This window comes from Promicromonospora sp. NPDC050880, assembly GCF_044456525.1.
Lineage (GTDB): Bacteria > Actinomycetota > Actinomycetes > Actinomycetales > Cellulomonadaceae > Promicromonospora.
The window spans coordinates 133801-151373 of sequence record NZ_JBITFV010000013.1 but is presented as its reverse complement, the minus strand read 5'-3'; the positions used below and the strand labels follow the sequence as shown (position 1 = coordinate 151373).

At 71.9% G+C, this 17573-nt stretch carries 20 protein-coding genes and 4 tRNA genes; 13 read left to right on the top strand and 11 right to left on the bottom strand.

Features of this window, described 5'->3' with window-relative positions; all coding sequences use genetic code 11:
• Positions 1-49 precede the first annotated feature (49 nt).
• Positions 50-122 (bottom strand) — tRNA-Lys (locus ACIBBF_RS19610).
• A 215-nt stretch (positions 123-337) separates the two neighbouring features.
• Between ACIBBF_RS19610 and ACIBBF_RS19605 the strand changes: the two genes are divergently transcribed.
• Positions 338-622, top strand: coding sequence for an iron-sulfur cluster biosynthesis family protein (locus ACIBBF_RS19605; RefSeq protein ID WP_397416583.1), 285 nt, complete (start codon positions 338-340; stop codon positions 620-622).
• 102 nt (positions 623-724) lie between these two features.
• Here the strand turns inward: ACIBBF_RS19605 and ACIBBF_RS19600 are convergent, their stop codons facing one another.
• Positions 725-1492 (bottom strand): M50 family metallopeptidase, encoded by a 768-nt coding sequence (locus tag ACIBBF_RS19600; protein ID WP_397416581.1) that lies wholly within the window; start codon positions 1490-1492, stop codon positions 725-727.
• Positions 1493-1719: 227 nt separating this feature from the next.
• Between ACIBBF_RS19600 and ACIBBF_RS19595 the strand changes: the two genes are divergently transcribed.
• Both ACIBBF_RS19595 and msrB read left to right on the top strand, forming a co-directional pair.
• Positions 1720-3174, top strand: coding sequence for a DEAD/DEAH box helicase (locus tag ACIBBF_RS19595; RefSeq protein ID WP_397416579.1), 1455 nt, complete (start codon positions 1720-1722; stop codon positions 3172-3174).
• Between the two features lie 115 nt (positions 3175-3289).
• On the top strand, positions 3290-3688 hold the full coding sequence (gene msrB / locus ACIBBF_RS19590; protein ID WP_397416577.1) for a peptide-methionine (R)-S-oxide reductase MsrB: 399 nt from the start codon (positions 3290-3292) through the stop codon (positions 3686-3688).
• A 34-nt stretch (positions 3689-3722) separates the two neighbouring features.
• On the opposite strand, the gene ACIBBF_RS19585 is transcribed toward msrB, so the two are convergent.
• A complete protein-coding gene (locus tag ACIBBF_RS19585; protein WP_397416575.1) occupies positions 3723-4259 on the bottom strand; it encodes a MarR family winged helix-turn-helix transcriptional regulator in 537 nt (178 codons plus the stop codon).
• Positions 4260-4419: 160 nt separating this feature from the next.
• On the opposite strand from ACIBBF_RS19585, the gene ACIBBF_RS19580 reads away from it, so the two are divergent.
• On the top strand, positions 4420-5250 hold the full coding sequence (locus ACIBBF_RS19580) for an HAD family hydrolase (protein ID WP_397416572.1): 831 nt from the start codon (positions 4420-4422) through the stop codon (positions 5248-5250).
• A gap of 158 nt (positions 5251-5408) precedes the next feature.
• Positions 5409-6830, top strand: coding sequence for an FAD-binding protein (locus ACIBBF_RS19575; protein WP_397416570.1), 1422 nt, complete (start codon positions 5409-5411; stop codon positions 6828-6830).
• Between the two features lie 24 nt (positions 6831-6854).
• On the opposite strand, the gene ACIBBF_RS19570 is transcribed toward ACIBBF_RS19575, so the two are convergent.
• Positions 6855-7328: a hypothetical protein gene (locus ACIBBF_RS19570; protein WP_397416568.1), complete on the bottom strand. Its 474-nt coding sequence runs from the start codon at positions 7326-7328 to the stop codon at positions 6855-6857.
• Positions 7329-7517: 189 nt separating this feature from the next.
• Between ACIBBF_RS19570 and ACIBBF_RS19565 the strand changes: the two genes are divergently transcribed.
• Positions 7518-8375: a glycerophosphodiester phosphodiesterase gene (locus ACIBBF_RS19565; RefSeq protein ID WP_397416565.1), complete on the top strand. Its 858-nt coding sequence runs from the start codon at positions 7518-7520 to the stop codon at positions 8373-8375.
• 3 nt (positions 8376-8378) lie between these two features.
• Here the strand turns inward: ACIBBF_RS19565 and ACIBBF_RS19560 are convergent, their stop codons facing one another.
• Positions 8379-8990, bottom strand: a complete 612-nt coding sequence (locus tag ACIBBF_RS19560) for an antibiotic biosynthesis monooxygenase (RefSeq protein WP_397416563.1) — start codon at positions 8988-8990, stop codon at positions 8379-8381.
• Positions 8991-9472: 482 nt separating this feature from the next.
• On the opposite strand from ACIBBF_RS19560, the gene ACIBBF_RS19555 reads away from it, so the two are divergent.
• Positions 9473-10789 carry a D-alanyl-D-alanine carboxypeptidase family protein gene (locus tag ACIBBF_RS19555; protein ID WP_397416561.1) on the top strand — a complete coding sequence of 439 codons (1317 nt, stop codon included), beginning with the start codon at positions 9473-9475 and terminating at the stop codon, positions 10787-10789.
• 73 nt (positions 10790-10862) lie between these two features.
• Here ACIBBF_RS19555 and ACIBBF_RS19550 read toward each other — a convergent pair whose 3' ends face one another.
• Positions 10863-11207 (bottom strand): metallopeptidase family protein, encoded by a 345-nt coding sequence (locus ACIBBF_RS19550; RefSeq protein WP_397416594.1) that lies wholly within the window; start codon positions 11205-11207, stop codon positions 10863-10865.
• A gap of 111 nt (positions 11208-11318) precedes the next feature.
• On the opposite strand from ACIBBF_RS19550, the gene ACIBBF_RS19545 reads away from it, so the two are divergent.
• The 3 genes from ACIBBF_RS19545 (at position 11319) to ACIBBF_RS19535 (ending at position 11742) form a co-directional block, all read left to right on the top strand.
• Positions 11319-11391, top strand: a tRNA-Glu gene (locus tag ACIBBF_RS19545).
• A gap of 153 nt (positions 11392-11544) precedes the next feature.
• Positions 11545-11618, top strand: a tRNA-Asp gene (locus ACIBBF_RS19540).
• 51 nt (positions 11619-11669) lie between these two features.
• Positions 11670-11742 (top strand) — tRNA-Phe (locus tag ACIBBF_RS19535).
• 159 nt (positions 11743-11901) lie between these two features.
• On the opposite strand, the gene ACIBBF_RS19530 is transcribed toward ACIBBF_RS19535, so the two are convergent.
• Positions 11902-12258 (bottom strand): hypothetical protein, encoded by a 357-nt coding sequence (locus ACIBBF_RS19530; RefSeq protein ID WP_397416559.1) that lies wholly within the window; start codon positions 12256-12258, stop codon positions 11902-11904.
• A 272-nt stretch (positions 12259-12530) separates the two neighbouring features.
• On the opposite strand from ACIBBF_RS19530, the gene ACIBBF_RS19525 reads away from it, so the two are divergent.
• Positions 12531-12971 carry a phage holin family protein gene (locus tag ACIBBF_RS19525; RefSeq protein ID WP_397416557.1) on the top strand — a complete coding sequence of 147 codons (441 nt, stop codon included), beginning with the start codon at positions 12531-12533 and terminating at the stop codon, positions 12969-12971.
• Entirely contained in the window at positions 12968-13294 is a 327-nt protein-coding gene (locus tag ACIBBF_RS19520; protein WP_397416555.1) for a DUF3618 domain-containing protein, read from the top strand. Before ACIBBF_RS19525 ends, ACIBBF_RS19520 begins: the two co-directional genes overlap by 4 nt.
• A 65-nt stretch (positions 13295-13359) precedes the next feature.
• Here ACIBBF_RS19520 and ACIBBF_RS19515 read toward each other — a convergent pair whose 3' ends face one another.
• Positions 13360-13569 carry a BldC family transcriptional regulator gene (locus tag ACIBBF_RS19515; RefSeq protein WP_108495333.1) on the bottom strand — a complete coding sequence of 70 codons (210 nt, stop codon included), beginning with the start codon at positions 13567-13569 and terminating at the stop codon, positions 13360-13362.
• Between the two features lie 585 nt (positions 13570-14154).
• Between ACIBBF_RS19515 and ACIBBF_RS19510 the strand changes: the two genes are divergently transcribed.
• On the top strand, positions 14155-14367 hold the full coding sequence (locus ACIBBF_RS19510) for a DUF3073 domain-containing protein (RefSeq protein ID WP_397416551.1): 213 nt from the start codon (positions 14155-14157) through the stop codon (positions 14365-14367).
• 60 nt (positions 14368-14427) lie between these two features.
• Here the strand turns inward: ACIBBF_RS19510 and purM are convergent, their stop codons facing one another.
• The 3 genes from purM to ACIBBF_RS19495 are packed head-to-tail and all read right to left on the bottom strand — an operon-like array spanning position 14428 to position 17477.
• Positions 14428-15537, bottom strand: coding sequence for a phosphoribosylformylglycinamidine cyclo-ligase (purM, locus tag ACIBBF_RS19505; RefSeq protein ID WP_397416549.1), 1110 nt, complete (start codon positions 15535-15537; stop codon positions 14428-14430).
• A 34-nt stretch (positions 15538-15571) separates the two neighbouring features.
• Positions 15572-17119, bottom strand: a complete 1548-nt coding sequence (purF, locus tag ACIBBF_RS19500; RefSeq protein WP_397416547.1) for an amidophosphoribosyltransferase — start codon at positions 17117-17119, stop codon at positions 15572-15574.
• Positions 17120-17177: 58 nt separating this feature from the next.
• Complete coding sequence (locus ACIBBF_RS19495; RefSeq protein WP_397416544.1) at positions 17178-17477, bottom strand: hypothetical protein; 300 nt, start codon at positions 17475-17477, stop codon at positions 17178-17180.
• Positions 17478-17573 lie beyond the last annotated feature (96 nt).

The following is a 17573-nucleotide window of genomic DNA, read 5'->3' as shown; positions in this document are numbered from 1 at the left end:
CAGTCGGATCGATGGTCAAGAAATCCTCAAATGACCAGGTCAGACACGGTGGGCCCCCCGGGGATCGAACCCGGAACCCGCGGATTAAAAGTCCGCTGCTCTGCCAGTTGAGCTAGAGGCCCGCGCACACTGCGGCGCGATCAGCAAGCCTACCGGTCAGGCCCGGCAGCCTCGTCGAGGTCCGTCGAGCGGGGCACCGTACGGCTTCTTCCGGCCGCTGTCACGCGCTGTCTCACCCAGCGGGAGATATCGGGTGAAACGCGTCTCACGCTTGCGGTGACGGAGTGGGCTTGGTTCGGTGGACGGGTCCGCGGAGAACCAATGTGAGGAGCTCATCGTGCTCACCGTGACTGACAACGCTCGTACGGCCGTCCAGGATCTCGCCCAGCAGGCGGGTGTGCCGGTCGAGGGCGGGCTGCGCATCGCGCAGGCGTCCGGACAGCCGGGCAACTTCGAGCTCGCGCTGGTTCCGGCACCGCAGCCCGACGACCAGGTCGTCGACGCTTCCGGTTCCACCAACGTGTTCGTCGAGGCCCAGGCGGCACCCGCTCTCGAGGCGCTGACCCTGGACACCGACCCCCGTGCCGAGGGCCCGGGCTTCGTGCTCACGCCCTCGGCGTGACACACCGGCGCCCGCGCGGCGCCACGCACACCGACGAGGCCCCGGGCCCGCCGTACCTGGCGGTCCCGGGGCCTCGTCGTGCGTGCCGTGCTGCCGGACGCGTCAGAGCGCCACGCCCAGGATCCAGGAACCGCCCAGCACCAGGGCACCCAGCGTGACGAGCAGGAACATCGTGACCCAGAACAGGCCGGGCACCCCGGTCAGGCGGGCGAGCATGTCGGCGTCCGACGTGCGGGCGTGCCCGCGCGAACGCTGCACCTGCAGCTCGAACACCGGGCGCACCGCGCCCAGGAGCAGGAACCAGGTCACGGCGTACGCCACGGAGCTCTGCACCGGCGGCTCCAGGAACCACGTCACGAACACGAGGGCCGTGCCGCTGACCAGGATCGACCACAGGCCGAACCAGTTGCGGATCTGCAGGAGCAGCAGCGCGAGGAGCACCACCAGCAGCCACAGGAGCCCGACGGCGTACCCCTGCCGCAGCAGCCACGCGGCCCCGAGCCCGATGATGCCCGGCCCCACGTAACCGGCGAACGCCGTGATGACCATGCCCGGCCCCCGGGGCTTGCCCCGCGAGACGGTGAGGCCCGAGGTGTCGGAATGCAGGCGGATGCCCTCGAGCTTGCGCCCGGTGAGCAGCGCGCCGAGGCCGTGGGAGGCCTCGTGGGCGATGGTGATGACGTGCCGCGTCACGTGCCACAGGGGCCGGAACAGGACGACGACCAGCGCGATCGCGCACATGGCGAGCACCGTCGCGTTCGACGGCGGCTCCACCGGGGTGACCGCGTTGGTCCAGATGGTGCCGAGCACGTCGCCGATGGCGGCGAACGGTCCGGCCGTGCTGGTCGCTGCGGGAATCATGCGGCACATAGAACCACACCGAACGTGACGTTCGCCGCAGCCGGGTGTCACAGGGGCGTGAGATAGTGGGTGGCCGTGGGCGGCTCCAGCCGCCTGCCGTCGTGGCCCCGGCCCGGGTGAGAACCCGCCGCCCGGTGTGAGCACGGCGGACCACCGGCGCGAGTCGCGCCGCCACCGAGCCCGAGAGGCCCATCTCTTTGACCACCTTTGCCGACCTCGGTCTGCCCGCTCCTGTCGTGAGCGTCCTGACGGACCGCGGCATCACCACGCCGTTCCCCATCCAGACGGCATCGCTGCCGGACTCCCTCGCCGGGCGGGACGTGCTCGGCCGCGGCCGCACCGGCTCCGGCAAGACGCTCGCCTTCGCGCTGCCGGTCGTGACGCGCCTCGCGACGTCGAGCGCCCGCGCCGCCGCGGCGGGGCAGCCCCGCCGGGTCGCCGGGCGCCCCCGCGCCCTGGTCCTCGCGCCGACGCGCGAGCTCGCCAACCAGATCGACGAGACGGTCGCGCCGCTGGCCCAGGCCCTCGGCCTGAAGACCACCACCATCTTCGGCGGAGTCGCGCAGTCACGTCAGGTGACCGCCCTGAACGCCGGCGTCGACATCGTCATCGCCTGCCCCGGCCGCCTGGAGGACCTGCTCGGCCAGCGGCACCTGACGCTCGACGACGTCGAGATCACCGTGCTGGACGAGGCCGACCACATGGCCGACCTCGGCTTCCTGCCGGGCGTGAAGCGCATCCTCGACCGGACCGGCGCCCGTACGCAGCGCCTGCTGTTCTCCGCCACGCTCGACAACGGCGTGGACGTGCTGGTCAAGCGCTACCTGCACCAGCCCGTCACGCACTCCGTGGACGAGGCCGCCGCCCCGCCGCCGCAGATGACGCACCACATCCTCGCCGTCGCCGACAAGGAGGCGAAGAAGGACGTGGTGCACCAGCTCGCGCAGGGCACGGGCCGGCGCGTGCTGTTCACGCGGACCAAGCACCAGGCCAAGAAGCTCGCCAAGCAGCTCACCGTCGCGGGCGTGCCCGCCGTGGACCTGCACGGCAACCTCGGGCAGGGCGCGCGCGAGCGCAACCTCGCCGCGTTCTCGTCGGGCGCCGTCAAGGTGCTGGTCGCGACGGACATCGCCGCACGCGGCATCCACGTGGACGACGTCGAGCTCGTGGTGCACGTGGACCCGCCCGCCGAGCACAAGGCGTACCTGCACCGCTCCGGGCGGACGGCGCGCGCCGGCTCCGGCGGCGATGTCGTCACCATCATGCTGCCCGAGGAGCGCGGTGACGTACGAGACCTGACCCGCCGCGCGAAGATCACCGCCCGCCCGCAGGACGTCGCCCCCGGCGACGCGACCGTGAGCGGCCTGGTCGGCGAGGTCGCGCCGTACGTGGAGTACGTGCCGCCGGCCCCGCAGCAGCAGGGCCGGCAGGGCGCCCCCAAGCAGGGCGGCGGCCGGTCGCGGTCGGGACGACAGGGCGGCGCGGGCACCGGTCAGGGCGGCGGCGGCCGTCAGGGCCAGACGCGTGCCCAGGGCGGCGGTCAGGCCGGCGGGCAGCGCGGCGTCGCGCGTCCGGCGTCGGGCAGCGGGGGCGACCAGGCCGCGCGGGCGGACGGCGCACCTCGCCGTCGTCGCCGCCGGGGCGGGCGCGGACGCGGTGCCGGCAACCCGAACGCCTCCGCCGCGAACTGATCCCGCTCGGCGTGTCAGACCCTCAGGTCACCCTGGTGACCTGAGGGTCTGACGCTTTCGTAAGAACTGGAACACCCGCGGCCGGCGGGCAGTTGCTCTGTGCGGAGGTGTCGAGATGACCTACAAGATTTCGAAGTCCGACCAGGAGTGGCGCGAGCAGCTCTCGCGTCAGGAGTACGCGGTGCTGCGCCAGGCGGGTACGGAGCGGGCGTGGACGGGCGAGCTGCTCGACGAGAAGCGCACCGGCATCTACCGGTGTCGTGCCTGCGACGCCGAGCTGTTCCGCTCCGACACCAAGTTCGACTCCCACTGCGGCTGGCCGTCGTTCTACAGCCCGCTCGCGGGCGACTCGGTCGAGCTGATCGAGGACCGCTCCCACGGCATGGTGCGCACCGAGGTGCGCTGCGCGACCTGCGGCTCCCACCTCGGCCACGTCTTCGACGACGCGCCGCAGACGCCGACGGGCGACCGCTACTGCATGAACTCCGTCAGCCTCACGTTCGAGGAGCACTGACCGCGGAGCGGGCACTGACGGCGCACGCGCCGGCTCAGTGCCCGTTCTGCTTCCAGGCCACGATGTCCGTCGAGTAGCGGCCGAGGAGCCTGGCCAGCTGCGCGACCTCCTCCGGCTCCCAGGTGGCCAGCGCACCCTCCAGCATGGCGACGCGGCTGGCGCGCGCCCGGTCGAACCGGGCCGCGCCGTCGGGCGTCAGCGTGATGAGCTGGCCGCGGCTGTCCTCCGGGTCCACGGTGCGTTCGACGAGACCCAGCTCGACCAGACGGCTGAGCTGCCGGGACACGGTGGCCCGCCCCACGCCGAAGAACGACGCGAGGTCCGAGCCGCGGGTGCCCGGCCGTTCGGCGATGTGCGCCAGCAGCGGGTAGGCACTGGCGTCGAGCTCGGGATGCACGCGCCGGGCGATCGACGCGCCGGACGACTGCGCCCGGCGGATCAGCAGGCGGATCTCGCGCTCCAGGCCTTCGAACGGCCCGAGGCCGGTTCCGTCGTCGGCGGGCACGCGCCCACCGTCCTCGGCCTGGTCGTCGGCGGTGTCCGTACCGGACCTGCCTGCACTGGAGAGCATGCGCCCATGATGACGCCTCCGGCGACCGGATCCCAGCCCGGGGCGCGGAAAATCCCCCGCCGGGCACGAGGCGGGGCGAGAACGGTCCGGCGAGAATCCCGTGCGGCACGGCGAGCACCCGTTCCCCGCCACCCGCTCCGTGCCACTACCCTCCTGTCCCATGACGTCAGCGACGCCGCGGCCGAGCGCACAGCACCTCGACCTCGCCGGCCCGACGCTGATCGCGTGCGACATCGACGGCACGCTGCTGCGCACAGGACACCCCGTCTCGGCGGCCGTACGCTCCGCCGTCGCCCAGGTCCTGGCAGCCGGGCAGCATCTCGTGCTGGCCACCGGACGCTCGCTGGTCGGGGCGCTGCCCGTCGCGGTGCAGCTCGGGCTGCCGGACGCCTGGATCGTCGCATCGAACGGCGCGGTCACCGCCCACCTGGTCGGCGCCGACTACGAGGTCACGGACCTGCACGCCATCGAGCCGGAGACCGTGGTGCGCCACGCCGTGGCAGCGGTGCCCGGCATCCTGATCGCCACCGAGATCGTCGGCATCGGCTACCGCGTGAACCACCCGTTCCCCGAGGGTGAGCTCAACGGTGAGCAGCACCAGGTCCCCGCGCTCCTGGACCTGTGGGCGGAGTCGACGCCGCGCCTGGCCCTGCACGCACCGGAGGCCCACACGCTGGTCCCCGCCCTGCGCGAGCTGGGCCTGACCGCCATCGCGACGCGGCCCGACTGGGTGGACGTGACCCCGCCGGCCCTGTCGAAGGCGAGCGCTCTGGAGAAGGTCCGCGCCGCTCTCGGCGTCCAGGACGACGCGACCGCGGCGCTGGGCGACGGCGAGAACGACCTGGAGATGCTGGCGTGGGCGACGACCTCGGTCGCCATGGGTCACGCCCCCGACCGGGTCCGCGCCGCCGCCGACCGGGTCACGGGCACGATCGACCAGGACGGCGCGGCCACCGCGCTGCTCTCGCTGCTCGGCCGGGCGGCCTCCTGACCCGCCAGACCGGGTGATCTCAAGGGCGTTTGTCCGGTTAAGCCGGAAAAGGGCCCAGGATATGACGGATCACCGGAACATCACATCCACGGAAAGAGCACCATCCTCAGCACCCCTACCGGTACCGTGGTCGCCCGACACGACGCTGAGGGGTACCCATGGCACAGCTTGACCGCCGAACCTTCCTGGCAGGCGCCGCCGTCGTCGCTTTCGACCCGGCCACCTCCCGCTGGCTCACCACGCTCCCCGAGAACACCGGGGCCATCCGGATCCCCCACCTCGACGGTGAGCTCGTCACGGACGAGGCGTCGCTCACCGAGGCGGCCACCGACTACGGCCACCTCGCCCACCGGCTGCCCCGCGCCGTACTGCGACCGGGCTCCGTGGACGACGTCGTGACCGTCGTCCGCTTCGCGAACGAGCACGGGCTCACGGTCGCGGTCCGCGGCCAGGGCCACTCCACGTACGGCCAGGCACAGGCCGACGGCGGCGTCGTGATCGACTCCCGCACGCTCGCCACCATCCACGAGATCACTCCCGACCACGCGGTGGTCGACGCCGGCGTGCAGTGGCTCGACCTCGTCCGCACCGCTCTGGCCGACGGCGTCGCGCCGCCCGTCAGCACCGACTACCTCGGCCTGTCCGTGGGCGGCACGCTCAGCGTCGGCGGCATCGGGGGCGCCTCGCAGCACTTCGGGCTGCTGGTCGACAACACCCTGGAGCTCGACGTCGTCACGGGCGACGGACGGCTCGTCACCTGCTCGGCCGACGCGGAACGTGACCTCTTCGAGGCCGTGCTGGGCGGCCTGGGGCAGTTCGCCGTCATCGTCCGCGCGACCGTCGGGCTCCGGCTCGCCCCCACCTCGGCACGGGTCTACACGCTGACGTACCCGCAGGTCACGGACCTGACGGCGGCGCAGCGCACCGTCCTGGCCGACGGCCGTTTCGACTACCTGGAGGGTCAGTTCGTCCCCACGGACGACGACGACTTCGCCTTCGTCCTGGAGGCCGGCGCCTGGTTCACGACCGAGCCGCCCGACGACGACACGCTGCTGGCGGGCCTCACGCCGTCGGGCATCGACGTCGTGGACGTGCCCTACTTCGAGTGGCTGAACCGCATCTACGAGACCGTGGAGCAGATCGAGGCGCTCCGGCTGCCCGGCCCGTGGCTGAACCTGCTCGTGCCCGACTCCGCCACGGACGAGATCGTCACGGAGCTCCTGACCACCCTCACCCCGGCGGACGCCGGCGGCGTCGCGCTGCTGTACCCGACCGACCGCACCCTGATCACCCGGCCCCAGGTGATGGTCCCCGAGGGTCCCGTGTTCTTCCTCCTGGCGCTCCTGCGCGCGGTCAGCCCGCCCGACGACGCCGAGGCCGAGCGGCTCATCGCGGCCAACGACGCGCTGTACGCCCGCGTCCGCGCCGCGGGCGGCACGCAGTACCCGGTGAACGCCCTGCACCTGAGCACCGCCGACTGGCGCGCCCACTACGGTGACCGCTGGCCTCTCGTACGCCAGGCCAAGGACCGCTACGACCCGCGGCGTGTGCTGACGCCCGGTCAGGGCATCTTCGGCTGACCGGCAGGCGCCTGCGCAGAGGGCTCAGCAGAGAGCCTCGTACTCCTTGAGGCCCTCGACCGTCGAGGCGACGTCGAGCTCGATCTCCGGTTCCGTGCCGAGGTCCAGCCCTTCCTGGAGCTGCAGGAACGGGACCCGGATCTTCTCGACGGGCCCCTGGAACTCGTCGGGCACACGGGTCCCGAGCCGCCCGAGCTCGACCGCGAGGGCGTGCATCTGGTCCGCCGACGTGCCGTCGAGGCCGTCGCTCGCCCCGACGAGGGCGGTACCGATGCGCGACTCCAGCGTCGGGTCGCCGTGCACGTACATGGCGGCGCACGCCTGGTTCACATCCAGGGGCGCGTCCCGGCCCGTCGGCTCGGGCGCCGTGGCGCTCGCGCCGCCCGACGGCGACGCGCTCGCTCCGGCGTCCGCCCCGTCGTCGGCGGAGCAGGCGGTGAGCAGGAGGAGCGTCGCGGTGACGGCGGCGATCCCGAGGGCACGGGCAGGTCGGACCATGCCGCACATGAAACCACCCGGCGCTGGGAATCCGCGCATCCGGTGGGTATCGCCCGGGTGACCGACACGACGGTCCCGGGACCGGCCGGTGAACGGTCCTGGAACACTCCCGGAACTCAGCCGGCGGGCCTGTGACGGCGTCCTGCGGCGGGCCTAGCGTGGAGACAGAACCGCAGACCGGAGGTCAGCATGACCGTCGCCCGCCCCGCCGTCATCGCCCACCGCGGCTACTCCGCGGTGGCGCCGCAGAACACGCTCGCCGCCATCGAGGCCGCGTGCCGCGCCGGCGTGGATGCCGTCGAGATCGACCTGCAACCCACCGCGGACGGTGTCGGCGCGGTGATCCACGACGAGACCGTCGACGCGACCACGGACGGCACCGGCAAGGTCGCTGCCCTGACCTCGGCGGAGGTGCTCGCGCTCGACGCCGGTGCCCGGTTCGCGCCGGCGTTCGCCGGGCAGCGCGTGCCCACGCTCGACGACGTGCTGGGCGTGCTGGCCCGGCACCCGGAGACGGACCTGCTGCTGGAGCTCAAGGGCTCGTGGGCCGCCGGGCAGGTCGAGCAGGTCGCAGCCACCGTGGCCGCCAGGGGGTTCGACGAGCGGGTGCTCGTGCAGAGCTTCTGGCCGGGCACGGTCGCGACGGTGCGCGACGTGGCCCCGCACCTGCCCGGCGGCCTGCTCGTCTCGTTCGACCCGCCCGGCCTGCTGCGCCTGTGCGAACGACTGCGGGTGGTGACCTGCAACCCGTCGGTCGCGACGGTCGCGGGCAGCCCGCGACTCGTGTCCCGCCTGCACGCGGCCGGCCTGCGCGTGATGGCCTGGACGGCGAACGACCCGGCAGCCTGGACGACGCTCGTCGCCGCCGACGGCGGCGCGGGCGTCGACGCCGTGATCACGGACCGCCCCGAGCGTCTCGCCGGCTGGCTCGCAGGCCGCGGGGAGCAGGCGCCGGCCGCCCCGGTGGCGGGGCGCGGCGGCATCCCGCTGCGCCGCCGCCGGGTCGCGGCCGCACCGGCCCGGCACCCGGCGCTGGGGCGCGCCTGACCGCTACGTGGCGTGCAACCAGCCGTGCAGACGGCGGGTGACCCACGGCAGCACCCAGTACGCCATGATCGGCGTCAGGACCAGGGTCGAGATCAGCACCCTGAGCACCAGCGGCACGCCGTCCCAGCCGGGTACCAGGTAGGTGAACAGTGCGGTGAACAAGAGGTTCACCGGGAAGAACCCGAGCCAGATGCTCGTCGCCTGCTTCCACCGGGGCGGTACCACGACGGCGGCCACGTCGGCCGGCTCGTCGGTCCGGCTGGGGTCGTCGAACCAGCCCTCGATGCCCGTGCGCTGCTGGTAGCGCAGCTCCTCGACGAGCCCTGTGCCCTGCGCCAGCCAGTCCCGGCGTTCGGCGGACCGCTCCCAGGCGGCGAGCCGGTCGGCGTCGGCGAAGCGGTAGAGCATGTGCCAGTCGCGAGAGCCCTCGGCGGCGCGGATCCAGCCCGAGCCGAGGAAACCGTCCCAGCGGTTGGCGAGGTTGACGCCCGACTGCACCCAGCTGGTGACCTCGGGAACGTGATCGGGATGGACGACGCGGTGGATGGACACGGTCACGGGTTGTCCGGCAGGGGTGGGCACGGATCCGTTCGCGGCCTGTTCGTGATGGGCCATGCCCTGAAGTGTCACGCATGGCTCGGAACCCATCAATGTGAGCGCGCACACCCCGGGTTGTCGGCCCTTCACGTCTGCACCACCATCTGCCCGCAGTTTTTGTGAGGCATGCCTCTGGTTCGGGGGTTACATAACTCTTGGACGGTCGTTCAATATTGAATCGTTGCCGCACGGAACCACCCCCCTGGGCCTCATGCGCCTGGTTTCGTGCGGCAACCGCCATGACCGCGCCGGACGCGCGACGTGGCCTGACAGCAGCCGGTGCGCGCGACGCCGTCCGTCCGAGGGACCCCCCTGACCCTCACGGTGCCGCCCGCGCCCGGCCGCGAGAACGGAATCCGCGTGCCCCAGACGCAGAACCCCGTCGCGCCCCAGGCGCGTCCTGTCCCTGTCCCCGAGCGTCAGGTGCGCCCTTGACGCGCGATCACCGGCTCGTCCCCCGTCGCACACGACGCCCGGGCGCGCACAGGGCGCACACGACGGTGGCTGCGCACCCCGCGCACCCCGTCGTCCGCCGCTCCTCCTTCGCGATCGCCGCCGCGCTCACCTCGGTGGCTCTGACCACCACCGCGGCGGTCAGCTTCACCGGGAACGGCGGCGGCGCCCCCGCCGCCGCACCCGCCGCGGAGCCGACCGTGCAGCCCAGCGCGGCAGCCGCCGACCCCGAGGTCCGCTCCGCCGCCAGCAAGGCGGACGCCGTCCTGACGGACGCCGCCTACGTGACCCGCGAGGGTGACCTCTCGGCGAAGGAGCGCAAGCAGGTCCGGTCCGCCGCCCAGGACCTGCGGGCCATGGTGGACCAGGCCCGCGAGACTCCCGCCGCCTCCACGGCACGCCCGGTCGCGGCCTCACGCAGCACCGAGCGCACGTCGCTCGCCGAGCGGGCGGCGGACGCCTCCGCGGAGCGTCCTGACGACGCGGTGGACGAGGCCAGGTCCGGCACGGCGCAAGCCGACGCCGGGGCGGACGCCACCGAGCCCACCAACCTGGCCGGCACGACCACCGGTGCCGCGCCCCTGGCCGACCAGGACGTCACGGGCCTCCCGATCCTCGACACCCCGCTCGCCGACGCCGTCGGCGAGCCGGTCGGCACCTCGCTCGGCGAGACGACCGCTCCCGCCGAGACGGATGCCGTGGAGGCCGAGGCTCCCGCGGCCCAGGCCGCGGCGGCCCCGTCGGCCGCGCGGATCGAGAAGGTGACCACGTCGCTGCAGCGGCTCATCGCCCGTACCGACGCCGACGCCGTCGTGTCGGTCAAGGCGGGCCCCACGCCCGAGGAGATCGCCGCCGCGAAGAAGGCGGCCGAGGAGCGCCGTGCCGCCAAGGCGGCCCGGGCCGCGGAACGTGCGGCGGCCGAGGCCGCCGCGAAGGCGAAGGCGATGGCCGAGGCCGCGAAGAGCTACGGCAACGGTCAGATCCCGGCGGACGTCCTCTGCGGGCTGAGCTGGGCCCCGGGCGAACAGCTCCGGTGCGACGCCGCCGCGGCTCTCGAGGACCTGAACGGCGCGTTCCGCGCGGCGTTCGGCCGCAACCTGGCCATCACCGACGGCTACCGCTCCTACGCGGAGCAGGTGGCGGTCGCGGCGAGCCGGGGCGCCCTGGCCGCCGTGCCGGGTACGTCCAACCACGGCTTCGGCCAGGCCGTCGACCTGTCGGGCGGCATCGAGTCGTTCGGCAGCGCCGAGCACGCCTGGATGGTCGCCAACGCCGGCAGGTACGGCTGGGAGCACCCGGCCTGGGCCCAGGCCGGCGGCAGCAAGCCGGAGGCCTGGCACTGGGAGTACGGCACCACGTACTGACCCGGCGCGGGCACCACAGGAGCGCCTGCCCGGCCGTCCGGCCGGGCAGGCGCTCCTGTGCACGTCCGAGCGGTCAGCCCCAGCCCAGCTCGTGCAGGCGCGCGTCGTCGATCCCGAAGTGGTGCGCGATCTCGTGGACCACCGTCACGGCCACCTCCTCGACGACGTCCTCGCGCGTGTCACAGATCGCGAGGGTCGGGTTCCGGAAGATGGTGATGCGGTCGGGCAGCGCGCCCGCCGCCCACATGTGGTCACGCTCCGTGAGCGGTACGCCCTCGTAGAGGCCCAGCAGCTCGGGATCGTCCGCGGGGGCGTCGTCCTCGACCAGCACCACCACGTTGTCCATCTGCGCCGCGAGGTCGGCCGGGACCAGGTCCAGACCGTCGCTGACAGCGGCCTCGAAGTCCTCGCGCGTCATCTCCACCACGCCCCCATCATCCCCGACGGCGCCACCCGGCGGACACGACGGGACGCACCCTGCACGAGGTGCGGCGAGACCGCCGAGCGCCTGTAGACTTGCCGCGTTCCAGCCCCCATCGTCTAGCGGCCTAGGACCCCGCCCTTTCACGGCGGTAGCACGGGTTCGAATCCCGTTGGGGGTACGAAGGGGCTCGCCAGAGCCACGTCTCGACCGCTGTGAGGCAGGTCATCACGGCGGAGTCGGGTTCTGATTTCAGATTCGGCCCCGCGGTGGGTTAGGATCCTCACGGTTCGAAACGAGCCCCCCGGACGCGGGAAGCGTTCAGCAGTACCAAGGCCCTGTAGCGCAGTTGGTTAGCGCGCCGCCCTGTCACGGCGGAGGTCGCGGGTTCAAGTCCCGTCAGGGTCGCGCGAGAGGCGCCCGGATCGTCGGTCTCGACTATCCGGGCGTTCGCGCTAGGGCTCTGTAGCTCAGTTGGTAGAGCGTTCGACTGAAAATCGAAAGGTCACCGGATCGACGCCGGTCGGAGCCACAGCAAAGAACCCCCGGAACCACGTGGATCCGGGGGTTCTTCATTTTCTTCGTGTCGCGGGTCGCGCTGACCGGTCAGCGATTCGACGAGCGAACGGCTCCGTCCGGCCCGTCGCCGTCCACACCCGACGCAGGCCCCGGCAGCGGCCGTCCCCGTGGCTCACGCCGAGCCCGAGAAGCGCCGGAGAGTTTGTCGGGCGTCCGCGCGTGAGACCCCGATCCGCAGCTGGAAGTCGGCGTCGGGTACAGCGTTCGGGCCGTCGAGGATCTCGCGGAGCGCGTTGACGACCGCTTCGACATCGTCCGGACCAAGTACGTACTGGTCGGCGGCCAGCCACTCCCCTACCGGACCATCCCAACCGTCCGGAGGGACTCGGTAGTCACCCGTCCGGAGGCAGGTGGAGCACGCCCACGCATGTTCGGTCGACAGACCGAGCCAGCGTGACCGCGCCCGGGACTCCGCCGACAACGGCCCCATGCACCAGTCGCAATAGTCCTGGACCTGATCGATCGACATGGCCGCAACCTACTCCGGAGCCGTATCGGCGCACGGGTCCGGGGCACCGCTCCTGAAACGCGACCCTCCGCGAGGAGTTGCCGTGCGGACCCCGCGTCAACACTGTTCTCAGGCAGTTCTGAGATAATTCCTTCCAGCACTTGGGGGATTGGCGCGCGTTTACCTTCATGCTTTTCCGGGAAGGCGCGCCGCGCCAGGAATTGCCCCGTCCGCACTTGACCTGTTGAGTTGTCTTCAACGGCGCACACCGATGCCGGGGCACGGGAGGGCAGATGATCGAGGACGCGAAGGTCGACAGCCACACGGGAGCCGCAGGCAGCACGCCAGGACCTGAGCGGCCGGCCTCCCTGGGAAAGCTCGTGGAGCAGATCTCCGAGCAGGCGACCCGCCTTGTCCGCGCGGAGATCGCGCTCGCCAAGGCAGAGCTGACCGAGAAGGCGATGAAGTCCGGCATCGGTATCGGGCTGCTCGTCGTCGGGCTCCTGATCCTGGCCTACGCCGTCGGAGTGCTGCTCCTGGCGGCCGTGTACGGCTTGGGGACGGTCTGGCCGCTCTGGCTGTCCGCCCTCGCCATCGGCGGCTTCATGGTGCTCGTGACGATCGTGCTCGCCCTCGTGGGCGTCCAGCTCCTGAAGAAGGGCACCACCAAGCCCGAGAGCATCCAGCGCGTGCAGGACGACATCACGGCGATCAAGGAGGGGATGGGCCGATGAGCGCTTCGAACAGCACACCGCCCAGCAGCAGCGAGCTCAAGGACGAGGTGCTCCGCACCCGCGCGGACCTCGCCGCAGCCGTGGACGAGCTGACCACCCGGCTGAGCCCTGGTTACCAGGCGTCACGCATCGCGCACGACGCCAAGCAGGCCGCGAACGACGCCGGAGCCATGCTGTCCGGCTCCTTCGGCGACAAGAACGGCCCGGCGCACGATCCGCGCCGGGCCCGCAACGCCAAGATCCTGATCGGGGCCACCATCGGTCTGGTGGCCCTCGGTACAGCGGTCGCTGTGACAGTCGTGCTCAGGCGCGCGCGGGGCTGAGCTGGGGGGCAGCACCCGGCGCGCCTTCGTCCTACCTGCCGACCAATCCGTCAACGACGTCCGACTTAGTTGTCGGAGTCGCCCGAGCTGTCCGCTGCCGCACCGAGCAGCGCCCGAACCTCGGACTCCTTGTAGCGGCGGTGACCGCCAAGTGTCCGGATCGACGAGAGCTTTCCCGCTTTTGCCCAACGCGTTACTGTCTTGGGGTCAACACGGAACAAGCTCGCTACCTCGGCAGGCGTGAGCAGGACCTCGGATTCTCCGTGGATGGACATCCCCGCACCTCCTCCGGAACGGTGCCGGCCTGGCCGTACCAGGCGGTTGACGACACCCGCTCTTGCACCATTGTTAGCAGCAAACGGGATTTAGGCGACTTGGGGACGGGGTTTATTTCCTCACTTTCCCCACTGCGCGCCACGCGCGCCCGTTTCGGGCGAGTCTGGGACACGTGCGACACGCCGACCGCGCGATCCGCCGTCACCGAGCCCTCGCGTCACGGGCATCTTCTGCACACATCCGGCCACTCTCCCGCAGTCGGCAAAGCGCGAACGGCAGCATGTCCCACGGCGCACAAGAGATGCCCGAGCAGAGACATGACCGGCCCGGAACTAGCCGGTGCGTTCAGTCATCGAACAGCATGTCAACGACAAAGACATGACCAACACCACCGAGTGCGGCGCGGACGCCGGGGCACCCCGGACGATCCGAATGTCACACCGGGGGATGGGACGAATCACGTCCACGGACTGGAAGAAACGCCGTACCAGCATGTAACGTTGGAACCTGGACAGACGAAACGCTACGGGGCCGCACGTCCATGCACGGTGCCGCCCCGCTCCTACGTTGAGGGGGTCGGAGCCATGGGCCGCGGCCGTCAGAAGGCAAAGCAGACCAAGGTTGCTCGCGCGCTGAAGTACTACAGCCCGGAGACCAATTATCACGCCCTCGAGCAGGAGCTCAGCGGGGACTCCCACACGGACGTGGCGACAGAGTCGCGGTGGGACTCCCCGGAGGACGAGGAGTACGACAACAGGTATTCCGACTGGGCAGAGCAAGACGGCAACACGCGCTGAGGGTGCCGGCGCCTTCGCGCCGGCCCCGCGCCCGGTCATCGACCGAGCAGCGCCACCGCCTCAGCCGCGGTAGTCGTTCACCAGCCTGACCGCACCCCCGGACACGCCCTTGGTCCCTGCGACCAGGTCCTCGTGCTCGGTGGCGGTGTCGAGCGTCTCCACGCTTCCGAGCGTCCACGCGGGAACACCTAGCGCGGCGAGCCGGGCGAGTGCCGCGTCGACGCCGTCTGCGCCCACGACCGCGACCATGCCCACGCCCAGGTTGAGCGTGTTCTCCAGGTCGCGGTTCGGCACTCCGCCGAGTTCGCGGACCATGCGGAACACGGCCGGCACGTCCCAGGACGCGCGGTCCACCGTCGCCACGAGTCCCGCGGGGAGCACGCGCGCGAGGTTGGCCGCGAGGCCGCCGCCCGTGATGTGCGTGTAGGCGTGCACCTGCGCCGCGTCGTCCGCGGCCAGGGCCAGGCAGTCGGAGGCGTAGACCCGCGTGGGCTCCAGCAGCTCCTCGCCGAGGGTGCGCCCGAGCTCGTCCACGTGCCGGTCCAGGGACCAGCCCGCGTGCTTGATCACGGCACGCACCAGCGAGTACCCGTTGGAGTGCAGGCCGCTCGACCCCATCGCGATCAGCACGTCGCCGGGACGCACGCGGTCCGGGCCGAGCACGCTGTCGGCCTCGACGATGCCCGTGGCGGCTCCGGCGACGTCGTACTCGTCCGGCGCCAGGAGGCCGGGGTGCTCGGCCGTCTCGCCGCCCACGAGCGCGGTACCGGCCACCTCGCACGCCTGAGCGATACCGCGCACGATGTCGGCGATCCGCTCGGGCACCACCTTGCCGGTGGCGATGTAGTCCGTCATGAACAGCGGCTTGGCGCCCATCACGACGATGTCGTCGACCACCATGCCCACCAGGTCGAACCCGATCGTGTCGTGCTTGTCGAGCGCCTGCGCGATCGCCACCTTGGTGCCCACGCCGTCCGTGGACGTCGCCAGCAGCGGTGCGCGGTAGTCCTTGAAGGCCGTAAGGTCGTAGAGGCCGGCGAAGCCACCCACGCCGCCGAGCACGGCCGGACCCTGCGTGCGGCGCACGGCGTCCTTCATGAGCTCGACGGCCTTGTCGCCCGCCTCGGTGTCCACGCCGGCGGCGGCGTACGTCAGGCCTTCGGAAGTCACTGGTGCTCCTGCGTCGTTCGGGTGGTGGTCGTGGTCACGGGTGGTCGAGCGCGGTCGCGCCACCGGTGCTCACGGCGAGCTGCCGGAGCCCGTCCTCGGGCGGGCCGAGCGGCAGCTCGGCCTGCTCCAGCAGGTGCTTGCCGAGCTGGTCGTCCGGGGGCAGCTCGATCGGGTACTTGCCGGTGAAGCACGCGGCGCAGAGCTGCGAGCTGGGCTGCTCGGTCGCCGCGATCATGCCCTCGGTGCTGATGTAGCCGAGGCTGTCGGCGCCGAGCGACTGCCCGATCTCCTCGACGGCGAGCCCGTTGGCGATCAGTTCGGCCCGGGAGGCGAAGTCGATGCCGTAGAAGCAGGGCCACTTGACCGGCGGGGACGAGATGCGCACGTGGACCTCGGCGGCGCCCGCCTCCCGCAGCATGCGGATCAGCGCGCGCTGGGTGTTGCCGCGCACGATCGAGTCGTCCACGACCACCAGGCGCTTGCCCTTGATGACCTCGCGCAGCGGGTTGAGCTTCAGGCGGATGCCGAGCTGGCGCAGCGTGTCGGACGGCTGGATGAACGTGCGGCCCACGTACGCGTTCTTCGTGAGGCCCTGACCGAACGGGATACCCGACTCCGCCGCGTAACCGACGGCTGCCGGCGTGCCCGACTCCGGCGTCGGGATCACGAGGTCGGCCTCGACGGGGTGCTCGCGTGCCAGCTGACGCCCCATCTCGACGCGCGCCGCGTGGACCGACCGCCCGTTGAGGGTGTTGTCCGGCCGCGCCAGGTAGACGTACTCGAAGACGCACGCGGCCCGCTCGGCCTCGGCGAAGCGCGCCGAGCGCATGCCGTCGGCGTCGATGCAGATGAGCTCGCCGGGCTCGACGTCGCGCACGTAGGAGGCGCCCACGATGTCCAGGGCCGGCGTCTCGCTCGCGACCACCCAGCCACGGTCGAGGCGACCGAGCACCAGCGGGCGGACGCCCTGCGGGTCACGGGCGGCGTAGAGGGTGTTCTCGTCCATGAACACGAGGGAGAACGCACCGCGCAGGCGGGGCAGCACCTCGAGTGCCGTCGCCTCCAGCGTGCGGTCGGCGTCACCGGCCAGCAGAGCGGTGATCAGGGCCGTGTCCGTGGTGTTGCCCCGGGCGAGCTCGCCACGGCGCTGCGCGCCGTACCGCTCCGCCACCAGGTTCACCAGCTCGGCGGAGTTGGTGAGGTTGCCGTTGTGGCCCAGGGCCACGGTGCCGGACGCCGTCGGCCCCAGCGTGGGCTGGGCGTTCTCCCAGGTGACGCCACCGGTGGTGGAGTACCGGCAGTGCCCGACGGCGATGTGACCGGTCAGTGCGTTGAGAGCGGTCTCGTCGAAGACCTGGGACACGAGCCCCATGTCCTTGTAGACCAGGATCTGCTCACCGTTGCTGGTGGCGATGCCCGCGGACTCCTGTCCGCGGTGCTGGAGGGCGTACAGACCGAAGTACGCGAGCTTGGCGACCTCCTCGCCGGGTGCCCAGACCCCGAAGACGCCACATGCGTCCTGGGGGCCCTTCTCGCCGGGCATGAGGTCGTGGTTGAGTCGGCCATCTCCGCGCAGAGGCATGTTCCGAGTATCCCATGCGACCGGAACCGGGCGACCAGCCCCGGATGTGACCTCCGCGTCAGCGGCCGCGCAGGCTCCGGCGGTCCGCGATCACGGCGAACAGGCCGGCCAGGAGAGTGGTCGTCATCGTGACGAAGCTCGTCAGCACCGTGACGTACACGCCGGGCTTCATCATCGCCGCGCCCGAGGGCGAGTTCACGAGGTAGAGCGACAGCGCGAGCCCGAGGACCAGCCCCACCAGCGCGCCCGTCCAGAAGAAGGCCTTGTACCGGGGCGCCCGACGCACGGTGGCCGGGTCGATGACGGCGCGCACCTCCACGTCGTCGGCGGACTCCTGGGATGCCTGGGACTCACTCACGCCCCCAGACTACGCGCCCACGCTTGCCGAGAGAGAACCGCAGAGGCAGAACGCCGGGGGGGGGGGGGGGCCGGGGGGGGCGCGGGGGCCCCCCCC

Excerpts from the sequence above, each read along its gene's own strand:
- ACIBBF_RS19560 (WP_397416563.1), bottom strand. The coding sequence starts at position 8,990 with ATGGCCCATCACGAACAGGCCGCGAACGGATCCGTGCCCACCCCTGCC.
- ACIBBF_RS19600 (WP_397416581.1), bottom strand. The coding sequence starts at position 1,492 with ATGTGCCGCATGATTCCCGCAGCGACCAGCACGGCCGGACCGTTCGCC.
- purF (WP_397416547.1), bottom strand. The coding sequence starts at position 17,119 with ATGCCTCTGCGCGGAGATGGCCGACTCAACCACGACCTCATGCCCGGC.
- ACIBBF_RS19515 (WP_108495333.1), bottom strand. The coding sequence starts at position 13,569 with ATGTCCATCCACGGAGAATCCGAGGTCCTGCTCACGCCTGCCGAGGTA.
- ACIBBF_RS19565 (WP_397416565.1), top strand. The coding sequence starts at position 7,518 with ATGACCGTCGCCCGCCCCGCCGTCATCGCCCACCGCGGCTACTCCGCG.
- ACIBBF_RS19530 (WP_397416559.1), bottom strand. The coding sequence starts at position 12,258 with ATGTCGATCGATCAGGTCCAGGACTATTGCGACTGGTGCATGGGGCCG.
- ACIBBF_RS19520 (WP_397416555.1), top strand. The coding sequence starts at position 12,968 with ATGAGCGCTTCGAACAGCACACCGCCCAGCAGCAGCGAGCTCAAGGAC.
- ACIBBF_RS19525 (WP_397416557.1), top strand. The coding sequence starts at position 12,531 with ATGATCGAGGACGCGAAGGTCGACAGCCACACGGGAGCCGCAGGCAGC.
- ACIBBF_RS19580 (WP_397416572.1), top strand. The coding sequence starts at position 4,420 with ATGACGTCAGCGACGCCGCGGCCGAGCGCACAGCACCTCGACCTCGCC.
- ACIBBF_RS19570 (WP_397416568.1), bottom strand. The coding sequence starts at position 7,328 with ATGGTCCGACCTGCCCGTGCCCTCGGGATCGCCGCCGTCACCGCGACG.
- ACIBBF_RS19585 (WP_397416575.1), bottom strand. The coding sequence starts at position 4,259 with ATGCTCTCCAGTGCAGGCAGGTCCGGTACGGACACCGCCGACGACCAG.
- ACIBBF_RS19550 (WP_397416594.1), bottom strand. The coding sequence starts at position 11,207 with ATGACGCGCGAGGACTTCGAGGCCGCTGTCAGCGACGGTCTGGACCTG.
- msrB (WP_397416577.1), top strand. The coding sequence starts at position 3,290 with ATGACCTACAAGATTTCGAAGTCCGACCAGGAGTGGCGCGAGCAGCTC.
- ACIBBF_RS19510 (WP_397416551.1), top strand. The coding sequence starts at position 14,155 with ATGGGCCGCGGCCGTCAGAAGGCAAAGCAGACCAAGGTTGCTCGCGCG.
- ACIBBF_RS19575 (WP_397416570.1), top strand. The coding sequence starts at position 5,409 with ATGGCACAGCTTGACCGCCGAACCTTCCTGGCAGGCGCCGCCGTCGTC.